This is a genomic window from Psychrosphaera ytuae, from assembly GCF_017638545.1.
Lineage (GTDB): Bacteria > Pseudomonadota > Gammaproteobacteria > Enterobacterales > Alteromonadaceae > Psychrosphaera > Psychrosphaera ytuae.
This window is the reverse complement of the sequence record NZ_CP072110.1, coordinates 1969911-1996141: the sequence shown is the minus strand read 5'-3', so window position 1 is coordinate 1996141 and position 26231 is coordinate 1969911. Positions and strand designations below refer to the sequence as shown.

General features: G+C 42.5%; 18 protein-coding genes. 13 read left to right on the top strand and 5 right to left on the bottom strand.

Going from position 1 to position 26231, the window contains the following annotated elements; genetic code table 11:
* Positions 1-54 precede the first annotated feature (54 nt).
* From J1N51_RS08945 to J1N51_RS08920, 6 genes are all read left to right on the top strand, one after another.
* A complete protein-coding gene (locus J1N51_RS08945) occupies positions 55-1647 on the top strand; it encodes a DUF4331 domain-containing protein (RefSeq protein WP_208830536.1) in 1593 nt (530 codons plus the stop codon).
* 10 nt (positions 1648-1657) lie between these two features.
* Positions 1658-2182 carry an Ig-like domain-containing protein gene (locus J1N51_RS08940; protein WP_232842774.1) on the top strand — a complete coding sequence of 175 codons (525 nt, stop codon included), beginning with the start codon at positions 1658-1660 and terminating at the stop codon, positions 2180-2182.
* Between the two features lie 48 nt (positions 2183-2230).
* Positions 2231-3361, top strand: a complete 1131-nt coding sequence (locus J1N51_RS08935; RefSeq protein ID WP_208830534.1) for a tetratricopeptide repeat protein — start codon at positions 2231-2233, stop codon at positions 3359-3361.
* Positions 3358-4488 (top strand): HupE/UreJ family protein, encoded by a 1131-nt coding sequence (locus J1N51_RS08930; RefSeq protein ID WP_332874926.1) that lies wholly within the window; start codon positions 3358-3360, stop codon positions 4486-4488. The genes J1N51_RS08935 and J1N51_RS08930 overlap by 4 nt, the downstream gene beginning before the upstream one ends.
* A gap of 180 nt (positions 4489-4668) precedes the next feature.
* Positions 4669-5862 carry a serine hydrolase domain-containing protein gene (locus J1N51_RS08925; RefSeq protein WP_208830532.1) on the top strand — a complete coding sequence of 398 codons (1194 nt, stop codon included), beginning with the start codon at positions 4669-4671 and terminating at the stop codon, positions 5860-5862.
* A 32-nt stretch (positions 5863-5894) separates the two neighbouring features.
* The gene (locus J1N51_RS08920; protein ID WP_208830530.1) at positions 5895-6878 is read left to right on the top strand and encodes an NAD-dependent epimerase/dehydratase family protein; all 984 of its coding nucleotides are present in this window, start codon (positions 5895-5897) and stop codon (positions 6876-6878) included.
* Between the two features lie 101 nt (positions 6879-6979).
* Here J1N51_RS08920 and J1N51_RS08915 read toward each other — a convergent pair whose 3' ends face one another.
* Positions 6980-10972 carry a rhombosortase-dependent M36 family metallopeptidase gene (locus J1N51_RS08915; RefSeq protein WP_208830528.1) on the bottom strand — a complete coding sequence of 1331 codons (3993 nt, stop codon included), beginning with the start codon at positions 10970-10972 and terminating at the stop codon, positions 6980-6982.
* 314 nt (positions 10973-11286) lie between these two features.
* Here J1N51_RS08915 and J1N51_RS08910 point away from each other — a divergent pair, with 314 nt between their 5' ends.
* Positions 11287-11841 (top strand): hypothetical protein, encoded by a 555-nt coding sequence (locus J1N51_RS08910; protein WP_208830519.1) that lies wholly within the window; start codon positions 11287-11289, stop codon positions 11839-11841.
* On the opposite strand, the gene J1N51_RS08905 is transcribed toward J1N51_RS08910, so the two are convergent.
* The gene (locus J1N51_RS08905; protein ID WP_208830517.1) at positions 11838-13394 is read right to left on the bottom strand and encodes a YifB family Mg chelatase-like AAA ATPase; all 1557 of its coding nucleotides are present in this window, start codon (positions 13392-13394) and stop codon (positions 11838-11840) included. The genes J1N51_RS08910 and J1N51_RS08905 overlap by 4 nt on opposite strands.
* A gap of 299 nt (positions 13395-13693) precedes the next feature.
* On the opposite strand from J1N51_RS08905, the gene J1N51_RS08900 reads away from it, so the two are divergent.
* Complete coding sequence (locus J1N51_RS08900) at positions 13694-15931, top strand: acyl-CoA dehydrogenase (protein ID WP_208830515.1); 2238 nt, start codon at positions 13694-13696, stop codon at positions 15929-15931.
* Between the two features lie 364 nt (positions 15932-16295).
* Here the strand turns inward: J1N51_RS08900 and J1N51_RS08895 are convergent, their stop codons facing one another.
* Positions 16296-17942, bottom strand: coding sequence for a M28 family peptidase (locus J1N51_RS08895; RefSeq protein ID WP_208830513.1), 1647 nt, complete (start codon positions 17940-17942; stop codon positions 16296-16298).
* Positions 17943-18088: 146 nt separating this feature from the next.
* On the opposite strand from J1N51_RS08895, the gene J1N51_RS08890 reads away from it, so the two are divergent.
* Positions 18089-18607, top strand: a complete 519-nt coding sequence (locus J1N51_RS08890) for a TlpA family protein disulfide reductase (protein WP_208830511.1) — start codon at positions 18089-18091, stop codon at positions 18605-18607.
* Between the two features lie 41 nt (positions 18608-18648).
* On the opposite strand, the gene hslO is transcribed toward J1N51_RS08890, so the two are convergent.
* On the bottom strand, positions 18649-19542 hold the full coding sequence (gene hslO / locus J1N51_RS08885) for an Hsp33 family molecular chaperone HslO (RefSeq protein ID WP_208830503.1): 894 nt from the start codon (positions 19540-19542) through the stop codon (positions 18649-18651).
* 32 nt (positions 19543-19574) lie between these two features.
* Positions 19575-19970 (bottom strand): ribosome-associated heat shock protein Hsp15, encoded by a 396-nt coding sequence (gene hslR, locus J1N51_RS08880; protein ID WP_208830501.1) that lies wholly within the window; start codon positions 19968-19970, stop codon positions 19575-19577.
* Positions 19971-20153: 183 nt separating this feature from the next.
* On the opposite strand from hslR, the gene gspC reads away from it, so the two are divergent.
* The 4 genes from gspC (at position 20154) to gspF (ending at position 26206) form a co-directional block, all read left to right on the top strand.
* Positions 20154-21197, top strand: coding sequence for a type II secretion system protein GspC (gene gspC / locus J1N51_RS08875; protein ID WP_208830499.1), 1044 nt, complete (start codon positions 20154-20156; stop codon positions 21195-21197).
* Between the two features lie 130 nt (positions 21198-21327).
* Positions 21328-23406 (top strand): type II secretion system secretin GspD, encoded by a 2079-nt coding sequence (gspD, locus tag J1N51_RS08870; protein WP_232842897.1) that lies wholly within the window; start codon positions 21328-21330, stop codon positions 23404-23406.
* Entirely contained in the window at positions 23406-24986 is a 1581-nt protein-coding gene (gspE, locus tag J1N51_RS08865; RefSeq protein ID WP_208830497.1) for a type II secretion system ATPase GspE, read from the top strand. Before gspD ends, gspE begins: the two co-directional genes overlap by 1 nt.
* On the top strand, positions 24986-26206 hold the full coding sequence (gspF, locus tag J1N51_RS08860) for a type II secretion system inner membrane protein GspF (RefSeq protein WP_208830495.1): 1221 nt from the start codon (positions 24986-24988) through the stop codon (positions 26204-26206). The genes gspE and gspF overlap by 1 nt, the downstream gene beginning before the upstream one ends.
* Positions 26207-26231: the final 25 nt, after the last annotated feature.

Genomic DNA, 26231 nt, shown 5'->3' with positions numbered 1-26231 from the left:
TATAAAGACTCGCGCGTTTTTATTTATGACTTTCTAAAATAAAAAGGCATAGTCATGAAAATATTAACTCCAACTCTAATCGCACTGGTCGTCAGTTCGACTCTAATTAATTCACAAAGCCAAGCATCAAGTCACAGAGAAGCACCCAATATTAGTCGTTTTCCGACCTTAGATTCTACCGACTTTTATGCATTTAACAGTTACGAAGAAGGCCGTGGCGAATATGTCACGATGATCGCTAATTACATTCCATTACAAGACGCGTACGGCGGTCCTAATTACTTTGCGATGGACCCGGACGCCATTTATCAAATTCACGTAGATAGCGACGGAGATGCATTGGCCGATCTGACGTTTTCGTTTGATTTCAAAAGTATGTTACCAAACGACAACGAAGGCGTAGCATTAACGATTGGCCCAGAGGGCAATCAGCGCACCGTTGCGGTTCCACTTAAAAATATTGGTGGTGTCGCTGCAGGCAATAACGCTGCGGTTAACTTTATGGAGTCATATACACTGACAGTTATTGAGGGGGACCCTCGCACAGGCACCAAAACCATGGTCATGAACTCGATGAGCAACTCAACTGAGTTCCAAAAGCCTCTGGATTATGTCGGTAACAAAACCTTTACTGATGCGCAAAGCTATCAACAATATGCCGATCAATTTGTCTATCAGGTAGCTCTGCCGAGCTGTGAAGGTATGGCAAAAGTATTTGTCGGTCAGCGTAAAGATCCGTTTGTGGTGAATCTAGGTAAGACTTTTGATTTAGTTAATTATGTACCGGTTGAGGGTGATAGTGCGCCAGGTGCTGGTGATGGCGAGGGGTTTCCCGGAGGTATTACACAAGCCGCAGATAATGATGACCTTGCAGATAAAAATGTCACGTCTATTGCTATTGAAGTGCCCAAAGATTGTGTCACTGGAAACGGCAACGGCACGATTGGTACATGGACAACAGCGAGTTTGCCACAAGCTCGAATCCTTAACCCTAACGCAAAATTTGCTAAAGCATCGGTTAATGGCGGTGCGATGACCCAAGTGTCTCGTTTGGGCAACCCACTAGTGAACGAACTAGTTATTGGCTTAAAAGACAAAGACACTTTTTCAACATCTATGCCTTCAGGTGATGGTCAATTTGCAGATTACGTAACGCACCCATCGCTTCCAGAACTATTAAACATCTTATTTAAAGATGCCGTAAACGACACGTTAGGCACAGAACTCGAAACGTTAGCACCAACGAACTTTCCAAGAGTGGATTTGGTCACGGCATTTTTAACTGGCTTTGAAGGCGTAAACCAACTGGCAACGGTAACACCGTCCGAAATGCTTCGTTTAAATACTCAAATTGCAGCAACTGCACAGTCAGAACAGTCGTCATTTGGTGTAGCAGGCAATGATTTAGCTGGTTTTCCAAATGGACGCCGTCCGGGTGATGATGTAGTAGATATCGCTCTGCGCGTTGTTATGGGGCGTTTGTGTCATCCAATCCCAGTAAATGGAACTGACACTGACTTAGGTTTATGTGCACCAGAAGATGCCAGCGTAGGTACAGTTCCATTTACTGATGGTGCTCCTATCAATGCATCCATGATGAACGACGCTTTCCCTTACTTAGCAACACCACTTGCGGGTTCAAAATAAGGAGACGGTTATGAATACGAACATGATTAGAAGTTTACGCCCCAGAGCCAAACCGTTCATTTTAGCACTCGTTGCCTCCCTTACTTTAAGTGCGTGTGGTGGCGACAACTACAAAATGCCTAAGGTGAACAAAGCACCAATTGTCAGTGATGCAATGGTCATAACTCAAACAGAAGTGGCAATCGAGAGTTCACTAATGGCGAGTGATCCTGAAGGTGACTCACTGACTTACTCAGTGGTTTCTGAGCCAACCATCGGTCAGTTGACGCTTAATGCAGATGGTACTTATCGTTACGAGCCTAACCTTGAAACTACAGGGACAGATGCATTTGAATTTGCAGTTAGTGATGGTGTTAATCAGAGCGTAGTTGCAAAGGTTGAGATAACCATTGAACAGCTTGAGGTTAGTTTTGCGTCCTATTCTCGCCAAGCGTTTGAACAAAATGCTGATGATGAGCCACTCAGAATCAATGGCCGAGTTTTTACCAACACTGAAGCTCAAATCGACTTTAGTGATTTGGTAGACAACAACTAACAGGGACTGCTTTCACTTGCCAAGGAAGGCTATTATAAGGAGTTTATTATGAAATTTTATCATCTGATCCCTGTATTTGTATTTTTTACAGTGACCTGCGTATCGGCGAAATTTACATTGTCCGACAGTACTTCTGAGAAAACGAGTAGCGTACCTGCACTTGATGATGTTATTGCCAAAACATCCCAAAGTGCCGCGCTTTACAAATCACAACACGAATTAGACTTAGCACAGATTTCAGAATTACTTAATAGCAGCGCGACAGTTGGTAATTCAGAGGCAAACATGGGCCTTCTAAAAAAGACTCTTAGTAAAGCATTTCAAACAAATACATCTACCGAAGTTCGATATCTTTACGCTAAAGTTCTGCAAAAAGAGCATGCATTTGATGGCGCATTAGCGGTCTTAGAGCTAGCTCCGGAGCCTGAACAAATTGACGTTAATTCATATTTACTTGCTGCTAACTTATACATGACAAAAGGTGAGTTTGCCAAAGCTAAACGCCTTTGTTTAATGCTTTTAGGTGTAGCAAGTCTAGAAGTCGCAGCCACCTGCGCTATTGACGCCGAAAGTCATACTGGCAATGCTCAAAAAAGTTTTAATGGTTTGAAGCGCATAACAGCAAATAAGCCTTTATCCTTTAATTCTAGACATGTTTTGGCAGAGCTTGCACTGCGTACTAATCAACCAGAACAAACCTTACACTATTTACGTGATATTGATTTAACCTCTGCGCCTGTCAGCCTTGTGGTATTGTGGTCGGATGCACAGTTAGCTTTAGACAATTTTCATGAGGTATTAACTGTAGTACCTCAATTAGTGAGAGAACACAGTGACTTAGAAGATGCCTTGTTATTGAGACTAGCTATAGCGGAAGCAAAAGTCGATAAGTCGCAAACTTGGCAATCCCGTATGCAAGCCAGAGTCCAGCTTCGTGAACAACGTCAAGACTCGTTTCATGCCAGTGACTTGGCTTTGTATTACTTAGAGCTTACCAACAACAAAGAAAAAGCCCGTTATTGGGCAGAAATCAACTGGCAGCAAGCCAAGCTTGATCAGGACCGTTTGTTACTACAACGAGTAAATGCGTCTTACCCCAATTATTCAACCACATACGAAGATAAATCAGACTCGAATAATGTGATTTTGAAAACAATTAGCAAGGAGTCAGGTGAATGAAAACAATACTAATTTTCAAAAAACTGGTTTCAATCTTGATGTTTTGTGGGTTTATGGGCTTATGCCTTTTAAGTTCGAACGTCGCCGCACATCAACTTAGCACGGCCTACATAGAGCTGAATTCGCTACCAAATAACCCAAATGTATTCACAGGTTCCTGGCAAATTGAGATTGCAGATCTGGAGTACAATATCGATTTTGACCAAAACAATGATGGCGATATTACCTGGCGGGAAGTCCTTGCTCAAAAAGTGAATTTAGATGCTTACGTGGTGACCTCAGTGTTGGCTAAACAAAAGGGTAATCAGTGTACGATATCTCTAACGGGCAATTTAAAAATGACCGAGCGATTCAATCAGCCATATTTGGTGATGCCTATCGAGCTTAATTGTTTTGCAAACGGTGCGATTTTTATCGAATACCAAGCTTTGTTTGCGGTTAATCCAAATCACAAAGCCATTGCATCCATAAATGGTCAGCCTTTTGTATACTCGGTAAAACAGTCGGTGTTTGAGTTTGACCTCAAATCTACAAGTTATCTAGCGACGTTTGTAGAGTTCAGTTATCAAGGTGTATTGCATATTTGGAAGGGCTTAGACCATATCTTATTTTTGGTTGCTTTGTTGTTGACCTGCGTATTGACCCGCAAGTCAGGACAATGGTGTGAAAACAGTTCTAACGAACAAATATTTATTCAAACAGCGTGGATTGTGACGGCTTTCACGATTGCGCACTCTATTACCCTAACGGCGACCGCATTAGACTTTTTGAGTCCAAATATCCAATGGGTTGAAATTGGCATTGCTATATCTGTGTTATTAGCGGCATTAAATAACATATGGCCTCTGGTCCTGAGACTTGGCTGGATTACGTTTGCTTTTGGACTATTGCATGGCATGGGGTTTGCGAGTGTACTTGGTGATCTTGGGCTTTCACAAGACTATACGGTTCTCAGCGTTTTGGCCTTTAATCTCGGTGTCGAATTAGGACAACTTGCGATACTTGCCATCGCGATTCCGGTCTTAATTACTATCAAGCGATTTAACTGGTATCGAAAGTGGGCAATGCCATCAGGCTCTTTGGGTATTGCGCTCATCGCACTACTTTGGTCCATCGAACGAGTATAAATAAAAATGGATAAAGTTATTGGTATAAAACCTCGGGGTTAAAAGGGGCATATTTGGTTACAAATTTTTATGCCTCGAGTACCTCCAACCGTTGGCTAATAAATAGACCGTTGTGCTAAATTACGATTAGAAATATTGAGAGTATTATCTCAAATAACGTTGTAAATATAGGGCAATATTATGTGGAAATGGATAACCGGAGCTTTGGTGATCGCACTAAGTGTGGTTTGGCTTTCTTTAGATAAGCACGTTAGATATTTGATTTTAAACCCGCCGAATAATCTCAATGTGCTGTTTTGGACTCAGGAGCAGCGAGATGCAGGGTTTCAATCAATTGATAAATTACCAGTGGTGCCTAAAAATAATATCAAAAAAGGCGAGGATGTCAGGCCACTACCCAAGGGTAATCCATTACCGCTTGGGCCAGATTTTGATGCGTTATTTACCTCGCAACGCATAGGCGCAATGCTAGTACTTCATCAAGGAAAGTTGCGTTTTGAGCGATATGGATTGGACTCGGATGCACATAGTAAATGGACTAGCTTTTCTGTCGCTAAATCATTCACGTCTACTTTAGTTGGGGCTGCACTAAAGGATGGTTATATCAAAAGCTTGGACGACAAAGTCACTGACTATGTCACTTCAATGAAAGGCAGTGCCTATGACCAAGTTACTATCAAGCAATTGATCACGATGACCTCAGGTGTGGCCTGGAATGAAGATTACCTGGACCCAAATTCGGACGTATCTAAGTTTAACTTTCACCAAGCAGAAGATGGTTTGGATGTTACGGCCAGTTATATGCGCAAGCTCAAGCGAGATAAGCCGCCAGGTACATTTTGGCGATATAGTACAGGTGAGACGAATTTGATTGGTCTTGTGGTGCGAAAAGCCGTAAATAAACCCCTTGCCGAATATCTGTCAGAGACAATATGGTCATCAATAGGCGCAGAGTCTGACGCTTCTTGGGTTTTAGGCGATACAGGCAGTGAAATTGGAGGCTGTTGTATTCAAGCGACAACTAGAGATTTTTTGCGTTTTGGTCAGTTTATTTTAGAAGGGGCAAGGCGAGATGGAAAGCAAGTCGTAAGTGAGGGGTGGGTCGAGTCTGCAACGACTGCTCATGTTGCCACAGATTCGGATTCAGAGTGGTATGGCTATCAATGGTGGGTTAACCGCGATGGTAGCTTTGAAGCAAAGGGGATATTTGGTCAGGGCATTATTATTGACCGCGAAAGAGGTTTAGTTATAGCGATAAACGGCAATTGGCCTAGTGCACTTGGCGACAAAGAGGTCGCCGATAAACATAAATTAATCACGCTTATTCGAGAGGCGATTGATTCGGAACAACATATCACTTCTGCCAATCCATAAATAACCATAAAACAAACTCGGAGTATGATTAAGTGAAAGCATTTGTAACAGGGGCAACGGGTTTTCTGGGCATTAATTTGATTAGAAAATTACACCAATTGGGTTGGCAAATAAGTGCGATTCGAAGACCTGACTCCGATTGTGAAGACCTGAAAGATATTCCGATAGAATGGCACCTGGGGCAAATCACTGATCCGCAAGATGTCGATCTGGCTGTTAGCAAAAGCAATGCGGATGTTGTATTTCATTTAGCAGGAGATACAAACCTATGGTTTGCCAATAATGAGCGTCAACATCTCGTAAATGTGACGGGAACAGAAAACGTCATCGATGCTGTGTTAAATAATAAGGTGAGTCGTCTTATACACACCTCGAGTATTTCTGCTTTTGGTTTTCATGACGAAGTAATAGATGAAGCTTCACCTAGTACAGCGATGAACTCGGGCGTTAATTACCTTCGTACCAAGTTTTTGGGTGAACAAATGGTCAAACATGCGGTCGCACAGCAAGGCTTAGATGCAGTCATACTCAATCCATGTGCCATTATGGGTCCTTACGACAAGCACAATTGGGCGCAATTATTTCATTTGGTTAAACATAACCAGCTACCAGGCATCCCCAAAAGCGAAGGTAGTTATTGCCATGTCGAAGCGGTTGTTGATGCACATATAACGGCAGTTACAAAAGGGCGGACCGGTCACAATTATATTTTGGCGGGAGTCGACCATTCATTTCTAGAGGTAGTAAATAAAATTGCGAAACTATTAGATAGGCCGTTATATCGAAAAGAAATCACAACGTCCTTACTAAAGCTTGTGGCTGCGGTTTCTAATGCTTGGTCGTTTTTGACCCGTAAAGAGCCTAATATGACGCCAGAAAAAGCAAAAATGGTTACTAGTAGAGTAGTGGCTAAGAGTGATAAAGCGGTAAAAGAATTAGGCTATCAAAATACTATTCCTCTAGAAACTATGTTGGCGGATTGCCATCGTTGGTTAGAGTCGCAAAAACGGATTTAACCTACAAACCATAGATCTACCAAATATTTAAAGTGCTAGATAATAAAAAACCCTGATTGAAAACAATCAGGGTTTTTTGGTTAAGATTGGTAATCTACGAATTAACGCTTCATACGTCTTCTTAATAGTGCAAATGGAGTAAGCAATAATGCCAACCAACCAAAGCTACCGCTTTCATCATCTGTTGGAGCAGGTACAACAGGCTTAGGAACATTAGCTACTGTTACTACGCTTGTTGATTTAACCGAATCAACGCCATCAGACACCGTCACTTCAAATGTGAAGTTATTGGTAGCTGAAACTTGAGGTGCTGTAAATGTCATAGTTGCAGAGTCTGCACCGCTCATAGACACTTCTGCACCGCTTGTTTGTACCCACTCGTAAGTGAATGCGTTAACTGCGTTACGGTCTTGAACTTCAACACTTAGAGTTACTGCTTCACCTTCATTTACAGTAACTGCTTCAGTCGCTGCAAGAATTTGAGGTGCAGTATTGTCACAAGAACCTGTTACACCAGAAACAACTTCTGAGTGAACTGGAGATGCAACATTACTTAGTGTTAGGTTATCGATCCACCAACCGTAGTAGTTTACTGCACTATCCGTTGCGATACGGAAGCGAAGTTTCGCCATGTTACCGTTTAGTGCCTCACCAAAGTCGATGACTTCGATACCGCCGTTTGCAGACGCTGGTGCAAAGTCTTGACCAGAGAATACCATACGACCTGCTAAAGGCTGGTCTTGCACGTCTTCGTCAAGGTAGTTGTTATAACCATTTACCATGAAGTAGCCGCCAAACTCAGTAACGTCTTTCCACGCACTGCCGTTAACACTGATTTCGACAACACCGCCGTCCCAGTCAGCTTCCATCCAGTATGCGTGCCAGAAAGAAACTTGGAATGAACCAGCGTAGCCGATTTCAAATTCCGCTGTTTCATAAGCAACATCAGTGATACCAGCGAAGTCAGACATACGTAATACTTGAGAGCCTAAATCTGCTGCAACCAAACTGTTGAAGAATGGAGTGTTAACCGTATCGAAGTACGCTAAGCCTTTGGCATTGTCGCCACCGTCCATGATGTTTACTGTTAAGTCAGCAAAAGTACTTTCGTCTTCCATGTCATCCATAGAAACGAAGTTAACTGGTGCTACTTTTTCGAAATCATAGTTAAGTGTCGCATTAAGCGTAATGTCTTCCGCTTCTACAATTGCGTCGTTTTCAACAGCTTCAGGGAAAGTAACAACAAACTCAATGTCATCTGCTACTGCAGCGTCATTAACAGTTACTTTCAACTCTGCACTTGTTTCACGAGTGAATGGGTTTAGAGTTTCGAATACGATTTCACCGTCGTTCTCGATAGTTACATCTGCATCGCCTACTACTGAGATAACCGCTTTAACATTTTCAAGTACTTCGTTACCAACGTTAGAGACAGTTACAGAGATAGTACCTGTTTCACCGATGTCTAGTACGCCATCGGCTGTACAGAAACCAACTTCTGCACCATCGAAGTCTGGATTGAAGTTTACAGATACTGCATTGTAAGAGGCCAACTCAGTTTCAAAGCTTTCAACTACACCAGTATGGTTGTTGTCGAAACGATTAGGAGAGATAGCACCAAGACCCATACCACGCTTAGCAAACGCTGTGATTGCGATTTCTAAATCATCGTTTGCAGAGGCTGCTGCGAAAATAGCGTCACGAGCTTCTGTGTAAGTTGGAGTTACAGGAGTCATCTTGTAACCTTCAACTACGTAACGAGACATACGGTCTTTCGCTTCAGCGAAACCATGCTCATTGATCAATGCAACATAGAATTCCCATAAAGCAACTGCCCAAATCTCACCAGCACCATGTGGTGATGCGTTGCTTGTTGCAGGGAAGCCTACTGGACCTGCACCTGTTTCAATGTGTGCGAATGTGTATGGGTTAACTTCCATATCAGTTGTATATGGCGCACGACGGATACCGTAGAAGAAGTCTGCGACGAACGTGCCTACACCATAGCCCAGACCAAACTCTTCGTTACCTTCAAGTTGTAAGTCTGCTTCGTCAGTTACGAATAATAATGCGTGAACGTCTGACCAACCTTCACCCATTGAACGGCCTTGGAAGTTAGTCAAACCACTTGCATTACCGATTAGACGGTTTTGCATGTAGTGACCAAATTCGTGCGCAATAATCGCGTTGTCGAACGTAGAGTCTTTAAGTGGGTAAGAGCTAAACATGTTAACTTCAACATCAACGTCTGCGTCGATTTCAGCATATAAGCTTGCACCATCTGCAAAGCTTAGACCTTGCGCAGGAATACGTACAAAGCTGTCCGTGCCACCCATAGGAGCTGGAGTGCCGTCGTCTGTGTTGTTAACAACAAGAACACCAACTGCACCTGCATCTTGTGCGTTTAGGGCTTTAACTGTAAATGCACAACCACCGCGGTCAACAACTGCGATTTTACCTGCTAATTCAGCAGCATTTGTTGCCATTTCACAGCCATCAGTTGTTGTATCAGTACCGTCGTCAATACGAGCTAGTGAAGCTGTAACGTCGTATTGTTGTGCACCAAACGAAGCAACTTGGCTAGTTGGTAATAGGTCAAGACCATCAACGTTAGTAACAACCGTACCCCAGTCTTCACCTACTGTTGCATCTTTGTCAGTCCACAAGTATTGCTGCATACGTGGTGCACCACCGTCAGCCGGTGTTGACATGTTTGCGTTGTTCTTACCTGAGAAGTCTTGTGCTTCTAGTAATAGTGGATCGTTTTCTAAACCACCACGGCCGTAGTTTGAAATCTGCGCGTTACCTGACGCTTCGTCAAAACCGTAATCATAGTAGTAATCGTGTAAGTAGTTGGTCATGTAGAACAAGTTTACAATTGCAGCTTTACGATTCTTGATGTTGTTTGAGCGGACTTCATCTGACAGTGGATAGTCAAACGTTTTCGCAGAAGTTAGCTCTGCAGTGAAGTCACCGTCAGAGTAACCACCTGGAGCAACGATATCTGCGTATGCAAATGCGTTGTTACCAAGAGTAAATTCGGCATCTTCAGGTAACCATGGATCTTGTGTGCTCAAAGAAGGCATTGAAGAAATAGAAACAAGAGGAGCTTCTAAAATTTCAGTAGGATCGTTGCCAGGCTCTAACTGAGGTACTACTTTACCGTGAGGACCTTGCATTGGTACTTTGTCTTCTCTCGCGTATGCGCGGTAGTGGAACACAGAGTCATCTACAGTTAAGCTGTGCTTAGATAATACACTGCCGTCTTGACCACTGATTACGTATGAGAACAATTCTGTGCTCACGCCGTCTTCTTCAGTCATTTCTACTTCTACGTAGTAAGAAGGAATCAGACCTTTTTTACCATCGAAGTAAACTTTTTTAGCACGTGCTTCTTTGCCTAAAGATAAAGCTTCTGTTTCACCTTTAGCCGTAAATACAGAGTACTTACCTTGTTCTTTAGATAATTGAAGTTCAGCGTTTAGTTGGCCTTCTGTCAATTCAGAAATAGCTGCACGTAGCGCAACTTCAGCAGAACCGAAGTCCATAGCAGGAGCAAGTTGACCTGCAGGTAGTTGATTACGTGCTAAGAAACCAGATGCGGCAACTAGGCTAAATTCTTCATCTAACATGATGTTGAATTCGCGGTTGAATACCTCAACACCCATAATTTCTTGCTTGTACTTGGCAATACGAGTGCCTTTACCTTCGTCGTGAAGATTAGCAAGTTTAACTTGGCTCGCGCCCTTAAGTGCAGATGAACCAAGTAGTGCGTTTAGGTAGAAATCGCTTGCATGAGCTGCACGTTGCTCAGGCAAAATACCTGTGAAATCTGGCGCAGCCATTGATTTTGGTGCCCATAAAAACGTAGCTTTACCAAGCTGAGCATCAAAGTGGCTCTTAAGACCAGTTTTAGTTGGTTTTGCAGCTAATGCTTGTTGTACTGCAGCGTCATAGCTACCAGAAGCGGCTGATTGAGACTTTACACTTTTGATAGGTGCAGTTTGAATAGCTTCAGGTGCGGCATGAGAAGCGGCACTGGCTAGTATCATAGATACAGCAGCGGAGACTCCGGCAATCTTAAAATTTACCATCATTTTTCCTTGTTGTTGTCGTTGATAAAACTCTTCTTTCCTATTTAGGTTCACTGTATATGTTTTATCTTTTTAATTTAAATACAGCTGAACACAAACTAATCTGAAACTGGACCTTTTTGCAACTACCAATGTTGGGTAAAATTTGCCCATTATATTTGGGTTTTATAAGTCATTGTTTTTAAATATTAAAAAATGAAAAAAAATTACATTGTCATAAATTGTTACAAATGTATTTTATTTAGAGTTATCTAATACAGGGTAACTTATGGCGTTATAACAAAGTTGATATTTATAGGGACGAAAAGCATAAGATGAACAAGAATACCGCAGTGAACGTATTGATTTTAGGCTTAACTTTTTCACTTACTGGTTGCTCTAAAAAAACTGAGTTGCAAAATGACGACATCAAGGAAAAGGTTTCCCTTGAGCAACAGTCTGAAAATAAAGATGCTAACGATACAAAAATCACCAAAAATGAAACGTCTCTTGAGGTTAAAAAAGACCCTGCACATCAAATTAAACAGTTACCTGGACAATCAATCGTGTTGATGATGAATGGCGGTAAGTTTGAAGCGACAAAAACCACCTTGGTCAAAGGTGATATTGTTACTGATTTAACTATGTTTGAAAAAGCCAGAGTTACTGGTGACTTGGTAGTGGTTACAGACCAAGATACTTTTGATCAAAGTGTTATTAAAGATAGTTATACAGTCAGAAATATCGCGAAGGCGACATACCAATTAACCCCTAAAAGTAGTGAAAATTTACTGTTGAATTACAAACTTCTTAGACAGCTTACGGGTGTTAAAAGAGTTGAGGTTCAATTAGATTATTCGCCAATAGAAGACGAAAAAGCGACGTATTAAAAAGAAAGATGTTTGAGTAATCGATCCATGGCTCTGTAGCTTAGGGCTTCTGACAGGTGAGCTCGCGTAATGGATGTTGCCTGTTCTAAATCGGCGATAGTACGAGCGACTTTTAAAATCTTGTGATAGGCCCTAATCGACATATTTAATTTAAAAATTGTTTCTTCTAAAAAGCGATGATCGGCTTTAGATAGGGAGCAATCTCGGTCGACTTCTTTACTTGTTAATAAAGCATTGGGTTTTCCGGCGCGATTGAGCATTATGGCTCGCGCTTTTGCAACGCGAGATGCTACTTCAATAGTTGTTGTTCGCTGTTCTGCATTTTTATTGTCTGTTAGGGCACCTTTAGGGAGCGCAGGAACTTCGATCTGAATATCGATTCGGTCTAAAAAGGGTCCTGAAATCTTATTCAAATACTTCAATATTTGGTCTGCAGTGGCACGCCCATCACTATGGTGACCTGTCGGGCTTGGGTTCAATGCAGCAATAAGTTGAAACTGAGCTGGAAACTGCACTTGATGCCTAGCCCGACTTATATTGATCAAACCTGATTCCAGTGGTTCACGAAGGGCATCTAACGTATATCGAGAAAACTCAGGTAATTCATCGAGAAACAAAACTCCGTGATGGGCAAGACTGATCTCACCAGGCTTTGGAATACTTCCACCTCCGGTTAAAGCCGTTGCTGAGGTCGTATGGTGTGGTGCGCGAAACGGTCTTATTCTCCAATGTTTATAATCAAACGGCACTCCACTTATCGACCTTACTGCAGCTGATTCAAGGGCTTGTTCGTCTGTGAGAGGTGGCAATAACCCAGCTAAACGCTGTGCCAACATGGATTTACCAGTACCGGGTGGGCCAAGAAATAGCAAGTTATGTTGTCCACTCGCTGCGAGTTCTAGAGCGCGTTTTGCCATAGGCTGTCCAATGACATCAGACAGATCGAAAGAGGGTATCTCGGTGATTGAAAAATCCTTATCAGCTTGGCTTTGGACATTACTTGCATCAACATGAATCAAGTCTTCTGGCGCCGGTAACTCTATGTCGCTTTTGAAATGATCAATAACCTTTATAAGGTGGTTGGCTGACCTCAGTTCGCTGTTTTCTATAATAGATGCATTGTTTGCATTTTCTGGTGGCAGGACACAGATTCGGTTGGCTTTCGCACAGGCAAGGGCACTCGGGATTTCACCGACGATGCTACGGATATCACCGTTAAGCCCTAATTCGCCGTAAAATTCGTATTGGTGAAGTTTTTTATCTGGAATTTGTTTACTTGCAGCCAAGATACCCAATGCGATGGCTAAATCAAATCGGCCTCCCTCTTTGGGTAGATCAGCAGGTGCAAGATTAATGGTGATCTTCCTATTTGGAAATTCTAAACCACTATTAATGATCGCACTTCGTACTCGGTCTTTTGATTCTCTCACTGTCGTTTCGGGCAATCCGACAATGGCAAAGGAGGGCAAGCCATTGGATAAATGGACTTCGATGGTGACTAACGGCGAGGTGATACCCACACGGGCACGACTAAAAATGATCGATAGCGACATAATTACCCCTTTTAGATCTCTTCAATAAAGTTGTAATTAGGTATAACTCACAAAATAAATTTGACGTAAAATCCTGTACTTAGCGAGGTATAGTTATTTTAAACTGATCCGACCTCTTGGTGCCATCGTATGCCAAGTGTAGAAAAAATATGCAATTTAGACTTTCTTTTTTGACGAAAATGAATAAACTGGTAAGACATCGTACCAGTTGCGCTGTGAATGAACTATAATTATAGGGTTACACTCACGGATTCGTAGCGTCAATTGGGATTTATATTCAACACAGTGAGGGGCGAAACATGAGCCTAAGAACAAAATTCAAGAAAATTCTTCCGGAGATCTCTCGTACGGAACAAGAAGCGTTAGACGCAGGTGATACTTGGATTGAAGCCTCGATTTATCAAGGTAAACCAGATTTCGATGCTTTGCTACAAACAGCACCGTCAAAACTGACTGAGCGCGAGCAAGCGTTCATCGACGGCCCTTTAGCAGAGCTTCTAGAAATGCTTGACGATATGGAAGTGCACAACAGCAACCATATCCCTGAGCGCGTGATGAAGCACCTTAAAGACAATAAGTTTTTCTCTTTCATCATCCCTCAAGAGTTTGGTGGTTTAGAGTTCAGTGCTTATGCAAGCTCAACTATCGTTGCTCGCATTTCTACAAAGAGTAACCCTATTGCAACGACTGTAATGGTTCCTAACTCATTAGGCCCAGGTGAGTTACTTGCTCACTACGGTACAGACGAACAAAAAAATCACTACCTTCCGCGCTTAGTAGACGGTCGTGACATTCCATGTTTCGCACTTACAAGCCCTGAAGCTGGCTCTGACGCTGGTGGTATACCAGACCGCGCTATCGTAACTAAGAAAGTTGTAGACGGTAAAGAAGTGGTTGGTTTAAGCGTAACTTGGGACAAGCGTTATATCACGCTTGCGCCAATTGCTACATTAGTTGGTTTAGCAGTTAAAGTATTTGACCCAGAAGGTCTTTTGGGCAAAGAGAAAGACTTAGGTATTACTTGTTTACTTCTTCCTGCTGACTACGAAGGTGTTCAAACAGGTAACCGTCATAATCCACTAGGCGTTAACTTCTATAATGGTACAACTCGTGGTACTGACGTATTCGTACCATTAGACTTCGTTATCGGTGGCGCTAAAAATGTTGGTCGCGGCTGGCAAATGCTTGTAGCTTGTCTTGGTGCAGGCCGTGGTATTTCATTACCAGCAAACGGTTGTGCAACAGGTCACGCTGCGCTCAAGTCAACTTCTGAATATGCTGCGATTCGCGAACAGTTTGGTATGCCAATCGGTAAGTTCGAAGGTATTCAAGAGCAATTAGCTTTGATCGGTGGTCTTACGTACAACCTAGAAGCAATGCGTCACCTTGTATTGAACGGTCTAGATTTAGGCTTTAAACCATCTGTTGTTACAGCAATGGCTAAATACCACATGACTGAAATGGGTCGTGATGCGTTAGAAGCGGCGATGGACGTTCAAGCGGGTAAAGCGATCCAAATGGGTCCAGGTAACGTTTTAGCAACGGCATACTTCGCAACGCCAATCGGTATTACGGTTGAAGGTGCTAACATTCTTACTCGTAACCTTATGATCTTCGGTCAAGGTGCGACGCGTTGTCACCCTTACGTTCAAGACTTAATTACGTCTATCCACTCTGAAGACGCAAATGCAGATGCTGAATTCAACTCATTGTTCCGTAAGACAATTGGTTACAGCATTAAAAACTTCTTCCGTGGTTTAGCAACAGCGTATATCCCAGGTGTCGGTAGCTCGAATAACCCAGACAAACTTGTTGCTCAATTTGAAAAACGCGTTAAGCGTTTATCAAGTGCTCTAGCAGTACAAGCGGACTTCGCTTTACTAGTATTAGGTGGTGACCTGAAGCGTAAAGAAATGCTTTCTGCACGTTTAGGTGACGTATTGAGCTACTTGTTCATGGCAATGGGTAACATTAAGTTCTACCTACAAAGCGAAAATCGTGAAGATCTTAAGCCTTACTTTGAATACGGTACGCGTTGGGCTCTAATGCAAGCTGAGCAAGCGTTAGACTTATATGTAGATAACTTCCCTAATCGTTTCGTTGCGAACACATTGAAGATCAAACTAGGTCTTCCGTTCATGTCTCGCACTAAGATCTCGGACAAGTTAATTACGACACTTGCAGAAGCAACGTTACGTAACGACGGTGCGAAAGAAGAACTAACTCACCTTGTGAGCATGAAAGGCCGTGACGGCTTTGCAGTTCTGACTGACGCATACAAAGCGAAACTAGACGTGTTACCTCTTCTAGACAAGATGAAGAAAGCACTTCGCACAGGTAAAGTTGAAAAGCAGCTTACATTTGGTGAATTAGTAGAAGCGTCTTTAGCTGCATACGTAATCGATGCAGACGAAGCGAACAAGCTAATGGAATACAACGAAAAACGTAAGTTAGCGATTGCAGTTGATGAGTACACATTTGATATGGAACTTATCACTAATATTGACGAACCAACGGTTGAGCTTAAGTCAGCTTAATAACTGATTCGGTGAACAAAAAGGAAGCTTAGGCTTCCTTTTTTTGTGTCTAATCTAAGGCTTATTGACCCAGACCTTATGCATTACGTAACCAAGCACTGCTAATACAACGAAAACAGTTAAATCAAACATTAGTAGTATATACAAGTCACTATGGATAAGACTCATTGCAACTAGCTCCTAAGTAAAGACAAATCTTATTGGCTTAAAATATAGACTTAATTTTACTTGTTGTAAATGATAATTATTATCATTTGTGACTCTTTAAGGGGCTTCAGAGGAAAATGTTTTGGTCAACTGCTATACAGGGGCTCAAAAAAAAGAGGCCAGAAGGCCTCTTTCACATAATCACAGAGAATGTTAATTACTTATCTTTGTTACCAAAAGTATTACCAAAGAAACTATCTGCATTCCAAGTTGGACGTTGGTCTGCATTTGCCACTTCTTTACCAATACTGATATTGATTTCGGTGAACAGCTCAGCTGAATTGTAATTGATAGGTAAGTCTAAAGAGTCACTCGGCTGGTGGTAGTGTTTCGCGAAGAACTCACCCCAAACTTTTCCACCGTCTTCTCCTTCGGTTTTAGAAGTGAAACCTGTCATTAAGAACACAGATGGAACACCTTGTTTAACGAAGTTGTAGTGATCAGAACGAGTGAAGATCGCTTGTTCTGGCATAGGGTCTGGACTCAATTTAATGTCGTGTTTTGCAGCTGCGCGTTCTACAGCGTCACCCATTGAACTGTGGTTTGCACCAAAGGCAATGATGTCCGCAAAATCATACAGTAGTACAGGCATATCTAAATTAATGTTAGCGACCATGTCATTAACTGGTACCGTTGGGTTGTTAGCGTAGTAGCTTGAACCTAATAGGCCTTTTTCTTCACCAGTTACAACGGTAAATAGCACAGAACGACGCAAAGGTTTACCTTCACTTAACACGCGTGCAGTCTCTAGTAATACAGAAACACCAGATGCATTATCCATTGCACCATTGTTAATACGGTCTTTTTTGCTAACGTCACGAGATAATCCAATGTGATCCAAGTGAGCTGTGAATACGACATACTCATCTTTTAGCTTTGGATCAGAACCTTCTAAAATTGCTACTACGTTTGGTGAAGTGATTTCTTCATGACTAGATTTTGATGCTAGTGAAACGGTAGCGTTTAACGGAAAGCCCTTAACCGGCTGATTTTCAGTATCTGCCTTGTAAACTTCGTCCAGTGACACTGGCGCATCAGCGAATAAAACTTTCGCTGCGTCCATATTTAGGTAGGCACCCATTTTAAGGTTTTCGTAACCACCAAACGGATTGCCTTCCGAATCAACCCAGCGCAATGATGGGCCGTTCAAATAGTTTAATGCCGTAGTATAAGGGCGAACTTCTTCGCGCTTTGGTGTGTGAAGCGAAATCATCCCAACAGCACCATGTTCAGCAGCAAAGCGGCTTTTCTCACGGTTTAAGTGAGCGCCTTCTTCTGATGGCCAAGCTTCCGGGCGACCACGTAATGTAACGACGATCTTACCTTCTACGTCTAAGCCCTCGTAATCGTTGTGACCAAACTCTTCTGACACGATACCGTAGCCTACAAATACAGTCTCAGCCGTTAAGCTAGACTCAGTTTCTGCTAGGTTTGCACTCATTAAAAACTGTTTTGGGTAGCTGATCTCAGTTTCACCTTCAGAAGTGGTGATCACGGCTTTGGGGCTATTTTGGTCCAAAAAGCCTTTGCGGAAAGTAACTTGTTGCATATACGTGCCATCGTCACCCGCTGGTTTTAAACCCATTTTTTTAAATTCAGTTGCCACGTAAAGCGCTGCACGCTCGTAGCCTTTACTACCTGTATCACGACCCTCAAGTAAGTCGTCCGCTAAAAACTCTAAGTGAGCTTTGATTCGTGGTTGTTCGACTTCAACATCAACTGGTTGCTCAACTTGCTTTTCAGTACAGCCAGTTGTGAACGCGACAGCGATTGCTAAGCCAACACTTGTTAGTATCGTTTTCATGTTTTTTGCTTACTTTTAGAATGGAAATCAGTATTGTAGTTTACACGTGAGTCAATATTTTAAAAATGACCAGTGAAACTTAATTTGAGCCGAAAGGGTCATATTGTTGAACACAGTCGACGGTTTAAAAATAATAAAGGAAAGCCATGTCATTACCTATCAAACTCATCGCATTGACTAGCCTGCTCGTCGGTTTTTTTAGTTTCTCGACACTTTCTTACGCTAAGGGAGATCCTTGGCAACAAGGAAGCACAATTGAAGATTTAACTTTGCCACTGTTAAACGGAGAAGGAGAAATTAACTTAGCGGACCTTCGAGGTAAGGTGGTGTATTTTGATTTTTGGGCGAGCTGGTGCAAACCCTGTATTCAATCGTTTCCTTTATTGGATGATATTTATAAACGCTATAAAGACCAAGGATTTACAGTTATTGCAGTTAACGTTGATTTTAATCCGGAAAAAGGCAAAGAGTTTGCTAACAAACACCCTGTTAGTTACCCCGTTGTATTGGATAATCAAAAGTTATTAAAAAAAGCCAATATCAATGCAATGCCTACGGCATTTTATATCGACAAAAAAGGAGTGATTCGGCTTGTTCACCGAGGTTTTATAACGGGAGACGAAAAGAAAATAGAAAAAGCGGTAGCATATTTACTTGCTGAATAATAACGCCTGGCCGCTCAAAGCAGAACAGCCAGGTCTGCGGATTAGTTGACGTTGTCGGTGTCGTTTTCTAAGCCGTTAGTGCCGCGAAATATCGCTTCAACGTCAATTTCATCAAATTCGTATTGAGTTAAACAGAATTGACAGGTGATTTCGATGTTACCGCGCTCTTCAACGAGTGCTTTAGCATCGTCATAAGCTAATTTAAGGATCGCATTACCCGTTTTCTCACGGCTACAGCCGCAGTTGTATGAAATTGGCTGAGGCTGAAACATTTGCGGATTGTCTTCGTGATACAAACGAATTAGCACTTGCTCAGGGTCAAGCTCCAACAATTCTTTATCTGTGATAGTGTTAGTCAATGCCTCTAAATGAACAAAGTCTTGTTTGGCTTTTTCTTCAACAGGAAGGACTTGCAATAGCATTCCGGCTGTTGAACATTGTTGATCGTTCACGTCAGTTGCCAACCACACTCGAGTTTTTAACTGCTCTGAAGTTTCGAAATACTCTTCGATACACTCAGCAAGAGTTGGTTTATCAAGTGCCGCAACACCTTGATAGCGTTCACCACCTTCTGGCGCGATAGTAATAACCATGAATCCAGACCCAATCAGATCTTGAACTGTGCCTTCTTGAATATCTTCGGCATATTTAGCGACTGCGCGCATTGTCTGGTTGTGATCGCCATTAACAACAGCATAGCTCAGTGGACCGTCACCTTGTATTTGAACACTGATGTCACCTTCAAACTTTAACGTCGCAGTTAAAAGCGAAGTGGCAGATAAAAGTTCACCCAAAATGCGTTTCACTACATTGGGATAGTTATGGTTTTTGAGCATTTCAGAAAACGCATCTGAAATTTGGACTAACTCACCGCGAACGTGGTGGTCCTCAAATAAGTATCTGTGTAATAAATCTGCTTTTTTAGATTCAGTCATTTAAATGTAATCCAATAGGGTCTAAGTCAAGGTTACTCAAATAAGTCTGAGTTTTTTAAATTCAATAGAGTACGGCGTTGTTTTTTGTCTGGCTTACTGTCAGGACGAGGTGAAATAGCCGCACTTGATTGCCGCGCAAGGGCTTGTTTTTCACGGTGTTCGATACTGGCTTGGGTTTCTTCGTACAGGGTTTGAGCGATGGTAAAGTTACGACGTTTGTCGGATACTTCTTTAATTATCACCACTTTGTCATCAAAACCTTGGCGAATTTTTACTTCGGCCCCGACATCAACTGCTTTAGAAGCTTTACATCTTTGGCCATTGTAGTGAACTTTTCCGCCATTGATCATGTCAGTAGCTATGGAACGAGTTTTAAAAAAACGTGCAGCCCACAACCATTTATCTAATCGAACTTTTGAATCTGCCATGTTATGTTTCAGTTATGTTAAATGTGCCGTTAAAACGCGTAGATTTTATCATAGGTAGTGATTTTACACTACTTGAAGGGTTATACTCGATTTTTTAGTCAAGGACTCAAGCTTTTTACTTACTAGTTTGGTAGGGTAAGCGCCGGCAAAAAAATCGCAGTACTGCTTGGAGAATAATAATAAATGGAGTCTTCTCGCTTGGTTGAGCAGATAAGTCATACACTCAAAAAAATACCACAAGCTTTGGTTGCTAAAATACTCACTGTTATCCTTGTGATTTACAGTGCTTATCTTGTCGCGTTTACGGCGTGGCAGTTTTTTTCGCAGCCTGTCAGTCATGGTGTTATTCGTCCTATGGCGGTTGATTCTGGTCAATCTACTACTTCAGCATCAAGAGTTGATGTTTCATCCCTGATCGCGCTTAACGTATTTGGTAAAGAGCAAGTCAAAACGACTAAGCCAGAACCAAAACAACAAACCACTGTCGCCCCCAAAACACGCCTTAATCTTACACTTACCGGGATAGTCGCTGATAACAGCAGTAACACCTCAGATACGTCAGTGGCAATTATTGAAAGCCGAAACTCTCAAAGCACTTATGGAATTGGCGACACAATTGAAAGCACGTCCGCCAAGGTAGATCAGATTTTATTAGACCGAGTAATTCTGTCGGTTGGGGCAGGATACGAGACACTAATGTTAGAAGGAATTGAGTATTCTACTACGATTCCTGGTTCGGCCGATGAACTAAAAGACAATATTAATGTCGATGCAATACGCGTTGCACACCCACCAGGTGAAGAAAGAACCCCTGATATGAACAAACGCAGGTTTCGCTCTCAAGCGGGACCCGGTCAAACCGCTCTGCAACGTGATGCTAAGCCAAAGCGTTTAGATAAATCCGAAGATACTGAATTATCAGAAGAATTACGGGAGCAAAGAGAACAACTCTTTGAAGACCCAAAACAACTATTAGATTACATCAATATCACACCACAGAGACAAGGTGGTGAACTATTGGGTTATCGTCTCAGACCGGGTAAAGACCCGAGTTTATTTCAACGCGCAGGTCTATTACACAATGATTTGGCGGTTGAGATTAATGGATATGACTTAACGGATATGCGTCAGGCATTGACGTTAATGCGTGAACTGCGCGAGATAACTGAAGCGAACATCACTGTGCTTCGCGACGGTTCACCAGTACAAATAATTTTGGCTTTGTAAGCCTTGGAGTTTTGATTAAATGGCACTTTTTACTACAGAATCAACGCCGCATAGCGGATCGACAATGGGTCGCTCTATGAAAGTAACGGTATTTTCTGCTTTGTTATCTCTTGGTTTGCTAACGACTGCGATGACAGCACCAGTCGCAAAAGCAACTCAATATTCACCAAACTTCAAAGGCACCGATATTAATGAATTTATTAATATCGTTGGCAAAATTTTAAAGAAAACCATCATTATCGATCCTGGCGTACGCGGCAAGGTCAATGTCCGTTCCTACGATTTATTAACCGAAGAGCAGTATTACCATTTCTTTTTGAACGTGCTTCAGGTTTATGGCTATGCAGTCATTGACATGGGTGACGGTATTCTCAAAGTTGTTAGAGCAAAAGACGCCAAAAGCTCGCCTACACCAGTTGTCACTGATGAAGCGCCTGGTAAGGGCGATGAAATGGTAACGCGTGTTGTACAAGTTAAAAATGTCTCTGTACGTGAGCTTTCACCATTATTGCGCCAGCTAAGCGATCAGTCAGGTAGTGGCCATGTAGTCCACTATGAGCCAGCCAATGTTGTAATGGTGACGGGTTCAGCGGCGATGGTGAATCGCATGGCTGACATTATTAATCGAGTTGATACTGCAGGTGACCAAAAAGTGGTCATCGTGAAGTTGGAATTTGCTTCTGCCGGCGAAATGGTCCGAATCGTTGACAGTATTTATAAAAGCGCCGCAGCCAACAAAACTCAGCCAGATTTTTTGATCCCAAAAGTTGTCGCAGATGACCGCACTAACAGCGTCATAGTTACTGGTGAGCGTGAAGCTCGTGACAAAGTCATCGAACTTATCAAGCGCTTAGATTCTGAGCTTGAGTCTACGGGTAATACAAAGGTGTACTACTTAAAATACGCTAATGCAGAAGAAGTGGTGCAAGTTCTTACAGGTGTATCAGATTCTTTAGCCGCAGATACTCAAGGTGGTAGTAATCAAGCGACTACTCGTACTCGTTCAAGTGCTTCAAAACGCGATTATTCTATCCAAGCACACCCAGATTCTAATTCTTTAGTCATTAATGCCGAACCAGACATGATGCGCTCGTTAGAGCAGATCATTCGCCAATTAGACGTCCGTCGTCAGCAAGTACTTGTTGAAGCAATCATTGTTGAGGTATTTGAAAGTGACGGTATTAATTTAGGTATTCAGTGGGGCTCAGAAGAGTTTGGCTTTACCCAATACAATAACGGTGTGACACCAATTACCTCTATTGCTGGTGCTGCGTACGTTGCTCGTGACAGAGAAACTCAGGAGTTTATTAATACATATAACTCAGAGGGTGCGCCAATTACTCAAGAGGTAACCAAACGAGTTGAAGGTGACCCGACGGCTCTAGCTCAAGTATTAAGTGGTGTAACTGGTTTTGCCACCGGCATTGTCAAAGGAGATTGGGGTATGGTGTTACAAGCGGTACGCAACAACACTAACACTAACATCCTTGCGACACCTTCAATCACTACTATCGATAACGAAGAAGCGTCTATTTTGGTGGGTTCTGAAATTGCGATTTTAACTGGTTCTACCGCGAGTTCGAATAACTCTAACCCATTCCAGCAAGTAGACCGCAAAGAAGTCGGTATCAAACTTAAAGTAACGCCGCAAATTAATGAAGGCTCAGCGATTCAGTTATTAATTGAGCAAGAGGTATCAAGTGTAAGTGGTGCCGTTGGTGTTGATGTAGGAATCAACAAGCGTTCGATTAAAACCAATGTACTAGCGGAAGATGGCGGTACGATTGTCATTGGTGGGTTAATTGATGAAGATGTTCAAGAAAGTGTTTCGAAAGTACCACTTCTAGGAGATATTCCGATTTTAGGGCATTTGTTCAGATCGACTGGTACAACGAAACGCAAGCGTAATTTGATGGTGTTTATCCGTCCACAGATATTACGTGATGGTCGTAGCGCCTTAGATATTAGCCAGCGCAAATACAATTACATGCGAGCACAGCAAATTAAAGAAGATGAAGATGGTATTGAGCTTATGCCAATGACAGATCAGCCTGTGCTTGAAGAGTGGAACGATGACCTTTCGTTACCACCAAGTTTTGAAGAGTACATGAAACAGCAAGAGCAAGGTTCGACCCCTTCGACCTTGCCTAAGCCAGCAGAATCGGACAAAGGCGCTGACAAGTCAGGCTCAAAACGCGGACAAGACTAATGCAAGACGATTCAACTGAAAAATTAGTTCAGGCCGTATTGCCGCAAGATACTGACGAGCAGATACACGACTCGACTAACATCGAATCAGAAGAGGCAGAGCAAACTTCGACTCATGCCCGTTTGCCTTTTGGTTTTGCCAAGCGCTTTGGGGTGATGATTTCTTATAGTTCAGAGCAGCCAGAGCTTTTGATTAAATCAACTACAGAAATGCCAGCATTGTTAGAAACACGACGACGATTGGGCGAAGCATTGCCGTTTCGAATAATTTCTGACGAAGAGTTTGATATCACTATCGAACAGGTATACCAGCGCAATGCCTCCGAAACTCAACAGTTAATGGAAGACATAGGTAACGAAGTTGACTTGTTCTCTATCGCAGAAGAGCTACCAGGTACTGAAGACCTTTTAGAAAGTGAAGATGATGCACCGATCATCAAATTGATCAATGCAACGTTATCTGAAGCTATTAAAGAGGGCGCATCGGATATTCATATCGAAACCTTTGAAAAGTCTTTAGTGATTAGGTTCCGTGTTGATGGTGTGTTGCGTGAGGTATTGTCACCAAATCGCAAACTGGCGTCATTACTCGTGTCGCGTATTAAAGTCATGGCGCAGTTAGATATTGCCGAAAAGCGAATTCCACAAGATGGTCGTATTTCATTGCGAATAGCCGGGCGGGCAATTGATGTTCGTGTTTCAACCATGCCATCGACTTACGGCGAGCGCGTGGTAATGCGTTTGCTCGACAAAAATAATGCGCGTTTGAATTTGTCAGACTTAGGTATGGACCAAGCCAATGAAGCCAAGTTTGCTCAGCTATTACGCAAGCCCCACGGAATCATTTTGGTAACCGGTCCAACGGGTTCGGGTAAAAGTACAACTTTGTATGCGGGTTTGTCTGATATTAATAGCAAAGACAGAAACATCTTAACGGTTGAAGATCCTGTCGAATATGAACTACCAGGTATAGGCCAAACTCAGGTCAACCCAAAAGTCGACATGACCTTTGCCCGTGGTCTACGTGCAATTCTACGTCAAGACCCTGACGTAGTTATGATTGGTGAGATTCGTGATTTAGAAACTGCGGAAATTGCAGTACAAGCAAGTTTGACGGGTCACTTAGTTATTTCGACATTACACACTAATACAGCTTCGGGTGCGATTACACGTATGGAAGACATGGGCATTGAGCCATTCTTGCTTTCCTCTAGCTTGTTAGCAGTGTTGTCTCAGCGATTGGTGAGAACGTTATGTTCAGACTGTAAAGAGGCTGTTAATCCTGATCAGTCAGAGCGTCAACTATTGGGCTTAGCAGAGTTTGAGACGGCCACTATTTATCATCCAAAAGGGTGTGACAAATGTAATTTCAGTGGCTATCGCGGTCGTGTTGGTATCCACGAGCTGTTGACGGTCGATGAGCAAGTCCGCGAACTCATCCATAACGGCCACGGCGAACAAGCCATCGAAAAATACGCCAGAGCAAATGTCCCTAGCATCAGAGATGATGGTATCAGTAAGGTTAAAGCCGGTATTACGACGCTCGAAGAAGTATTACGAGTGACGCGCGAGGATAACTAATGGCTGCGTTTGAATACAAGGCACTAAACGCCAAAGGTAAGTCGGTTAAAGGTATTTTAGAAGCGGATACTTCTAAGCAAATTCGCCAACAATTGCGTGATAAAGGCTTAGTACCAATTGAAGTCAACAAAGCTACGCAAAAAGAGCAACAAGACTCAGCGGGTTTTCAACTTTTTCAACCTAAAGTCTCTACCACAGACTTAGCGTTGATCACTCGTCAGTTAGCGACTTTGGTAGGCTCAGCACTAACCATCGAGGCCGCCTTATTAGCGGTGGCTGAGCAGTGTGACAAACCTCGCCTTAAACGCACTATTATGGCTATTCGTTCAAAAGTCGTTGAGGGTTATACCTTAGCGGATGGAATGAAAGAGTTTCCGTATATATTCGATAAGTTGTTTCGGTCAATGGTGGCGGCCGGTGAGAAGTCGGGTCACTTAGACGAAGTACTGAATCGATTAGCAGACTACACCGAACAGCGCCAAGCAACAAAGAGCCAACTTACACAAGCTATGGTTTACCCTATTATGTTGACGCTTGCCGCAATAGGTATTGTCGCCTTTTTGTTAACGTCAGTAGTACCGCAAATTGTCGGTCAGTTTATTGACTCAGGGGCGGCTTTACCGGGTTCAACCCAGTTTTTATTGGACTTAAGTGACTTTATAACTGAATACGGCATCTTTGTAGTTATTGGTATTTTGGGTTTTTCAGTTTTATTTGAAAGGTTGTTAAAAAGACCGAGTTTACGTCTTAAATTTGATCGTTTGTTATTGAACTTACCTCTTGTGGGACGAGTCGTATTGGGAGTAAATACAGCGCGTTTTGCTAGAACCTTGAGTATTTTGACGTCAAGTGCAGTGCCTATCTTGGAAGGAATGCGTATTTCTGGCCAGGTTTTGACTAATACGTATATTCAAAAAGGTGTATCGGATGCGGCTGATGCGGTTCGAGAAGGTGCGTCGTTAAAAAACTCACTACAACAAACAAAAATTTTTCCACCTATGATGATCCACATGATTGGCAGCGGTGAAAAGTCTGGTGAGTTAGAGCATATGCTGGCTCGTGCAGCGGATAACCAAGATAATGAAATGGACGCGACACTAAAAATTAGTTTGGGGTTACTTACACCAATGATCGTGTTTGTTATGGCAGGTATGGTAATGTTTATTTTAATGGCCATACTTCAGCCGATAATGCAGATGAATACCCTAGTGGGTATGTAATTAATAATAAAAATTTATAGAAATA

Bases quoted from the DNA above. Each gene is read 5' to 3' on its own strand.
- gspC (WP_208830499.1), top strand. From the start codon at position 20,154: ATGGAGTCTTCTCGCTTGGTTGAGCAGATAAGTCATACACTCAAAAAA.
- J1N51_RS08900 (WP_208830515.1), top strand. From the start codon at position 13,694: ATGAGCCTAAGAACAAAATTCAAGAAAATTCTTCCGGAGATCTCTCGT.
- hslO (WP_208830503.1), bottom strand. From the start codon at position 19,542: ATGACTGAATCTAAAAAAGCAGATTTATTACACAGATACTTATTTGAG.
- gspE (WP_208830497.1), top strand. From the start codon at position 23,406: ATGCAAGACGATTCAACTGAAAAATTAGTTCAGGCCGTATTGCCGCAA.
- J1N51_RS08925 (WP_208830532.1), top strand. From the start codon at position 4,669: ATGTGGAAATGGATAACCGGAGCTTTGGTGATCGCACTAAGTGTGGTT.
- J1N51_RS08945 (WP_208830536.1), top strand. From the start codon at position 55: ATGAAAATATTAACTCCAACTCTAATCGCACTGGTCGTCAGTTCGACT.
- J1N51_RS08930 (WP_332874926.1), top strand. From the start codon at position 3,358: ATGAAAACAATACTAATTTTCAAAAAACTGGTTTCAATCTTGATGTTT.
- J1N51_RS08895 (WP_208830513.1), bottom strand. From the start codon at position 17,942: ATGAAAACGATACTAACAAGTGTTGGCTTAGCAATCGCTGTCGCGTTC.
- J1N51_RS08940 (WP_232842774.1), top strand. From the start codon at position 1,658: ATGAATACGAACATGATTAGAAGTTTACGCCCCAGAGCCAAACCGTTC.
- J1N51_RS08935 (WP_208830534.1), top strand. From the start codon at position 2,231: ATGAAATTTTATCATCTGATCCCTGTATTTGTATTTTTTACAGTGACC.
- J1N51_RS08915 (WP_208830528.1), bottom strand. From the start codon at position 10,972: ATGGTAAATTTTAAGATTGCCGGAGTCTCCGCTGCTGTATCTATGATA.
- J1N51_RS08890 (WP_208830511.1), top strand. From the start codon at position 18,089: ATGTCATTACCTATCAAACTCATCGCATTGACTAGCCTGCTCGTCGGT.
- gspF (WP_208830495.1), top strand. From the start codon at position 24,986: ATGGCTGCGTTTGAATACAAGGCACTAAACGCCAAAGGTAAGTCGGTT.
- hslR (WP_208830501.1), bottom strand. From the start codon at position 19,970: ATGGCAGATTCAAAAGTTCGATTAGATAAATGGTTGTGGGCTGCACGT.
- gspD (WP_232842897.1), top strand. From the start codon at position 21,328: ATGACAGCACCAGTCGCAAAAGCAACTCAATATTCACCAAACTTCAAA.
- J1N51_RS08905 (WP_208830517.1), bottom strand. From the start codon at position 13,394: ATGTCGCTATCGATCATTTTTAGTCGTGCCCGTGTGGGTATCACCTCG.
- J1N51_RS08910 (WP_208830519.1), top strand. From the start codon at position 11,287: ATGAACAAGAATACCGCAGTGAACGTATTGATTTTAGGCTTAACTTTT.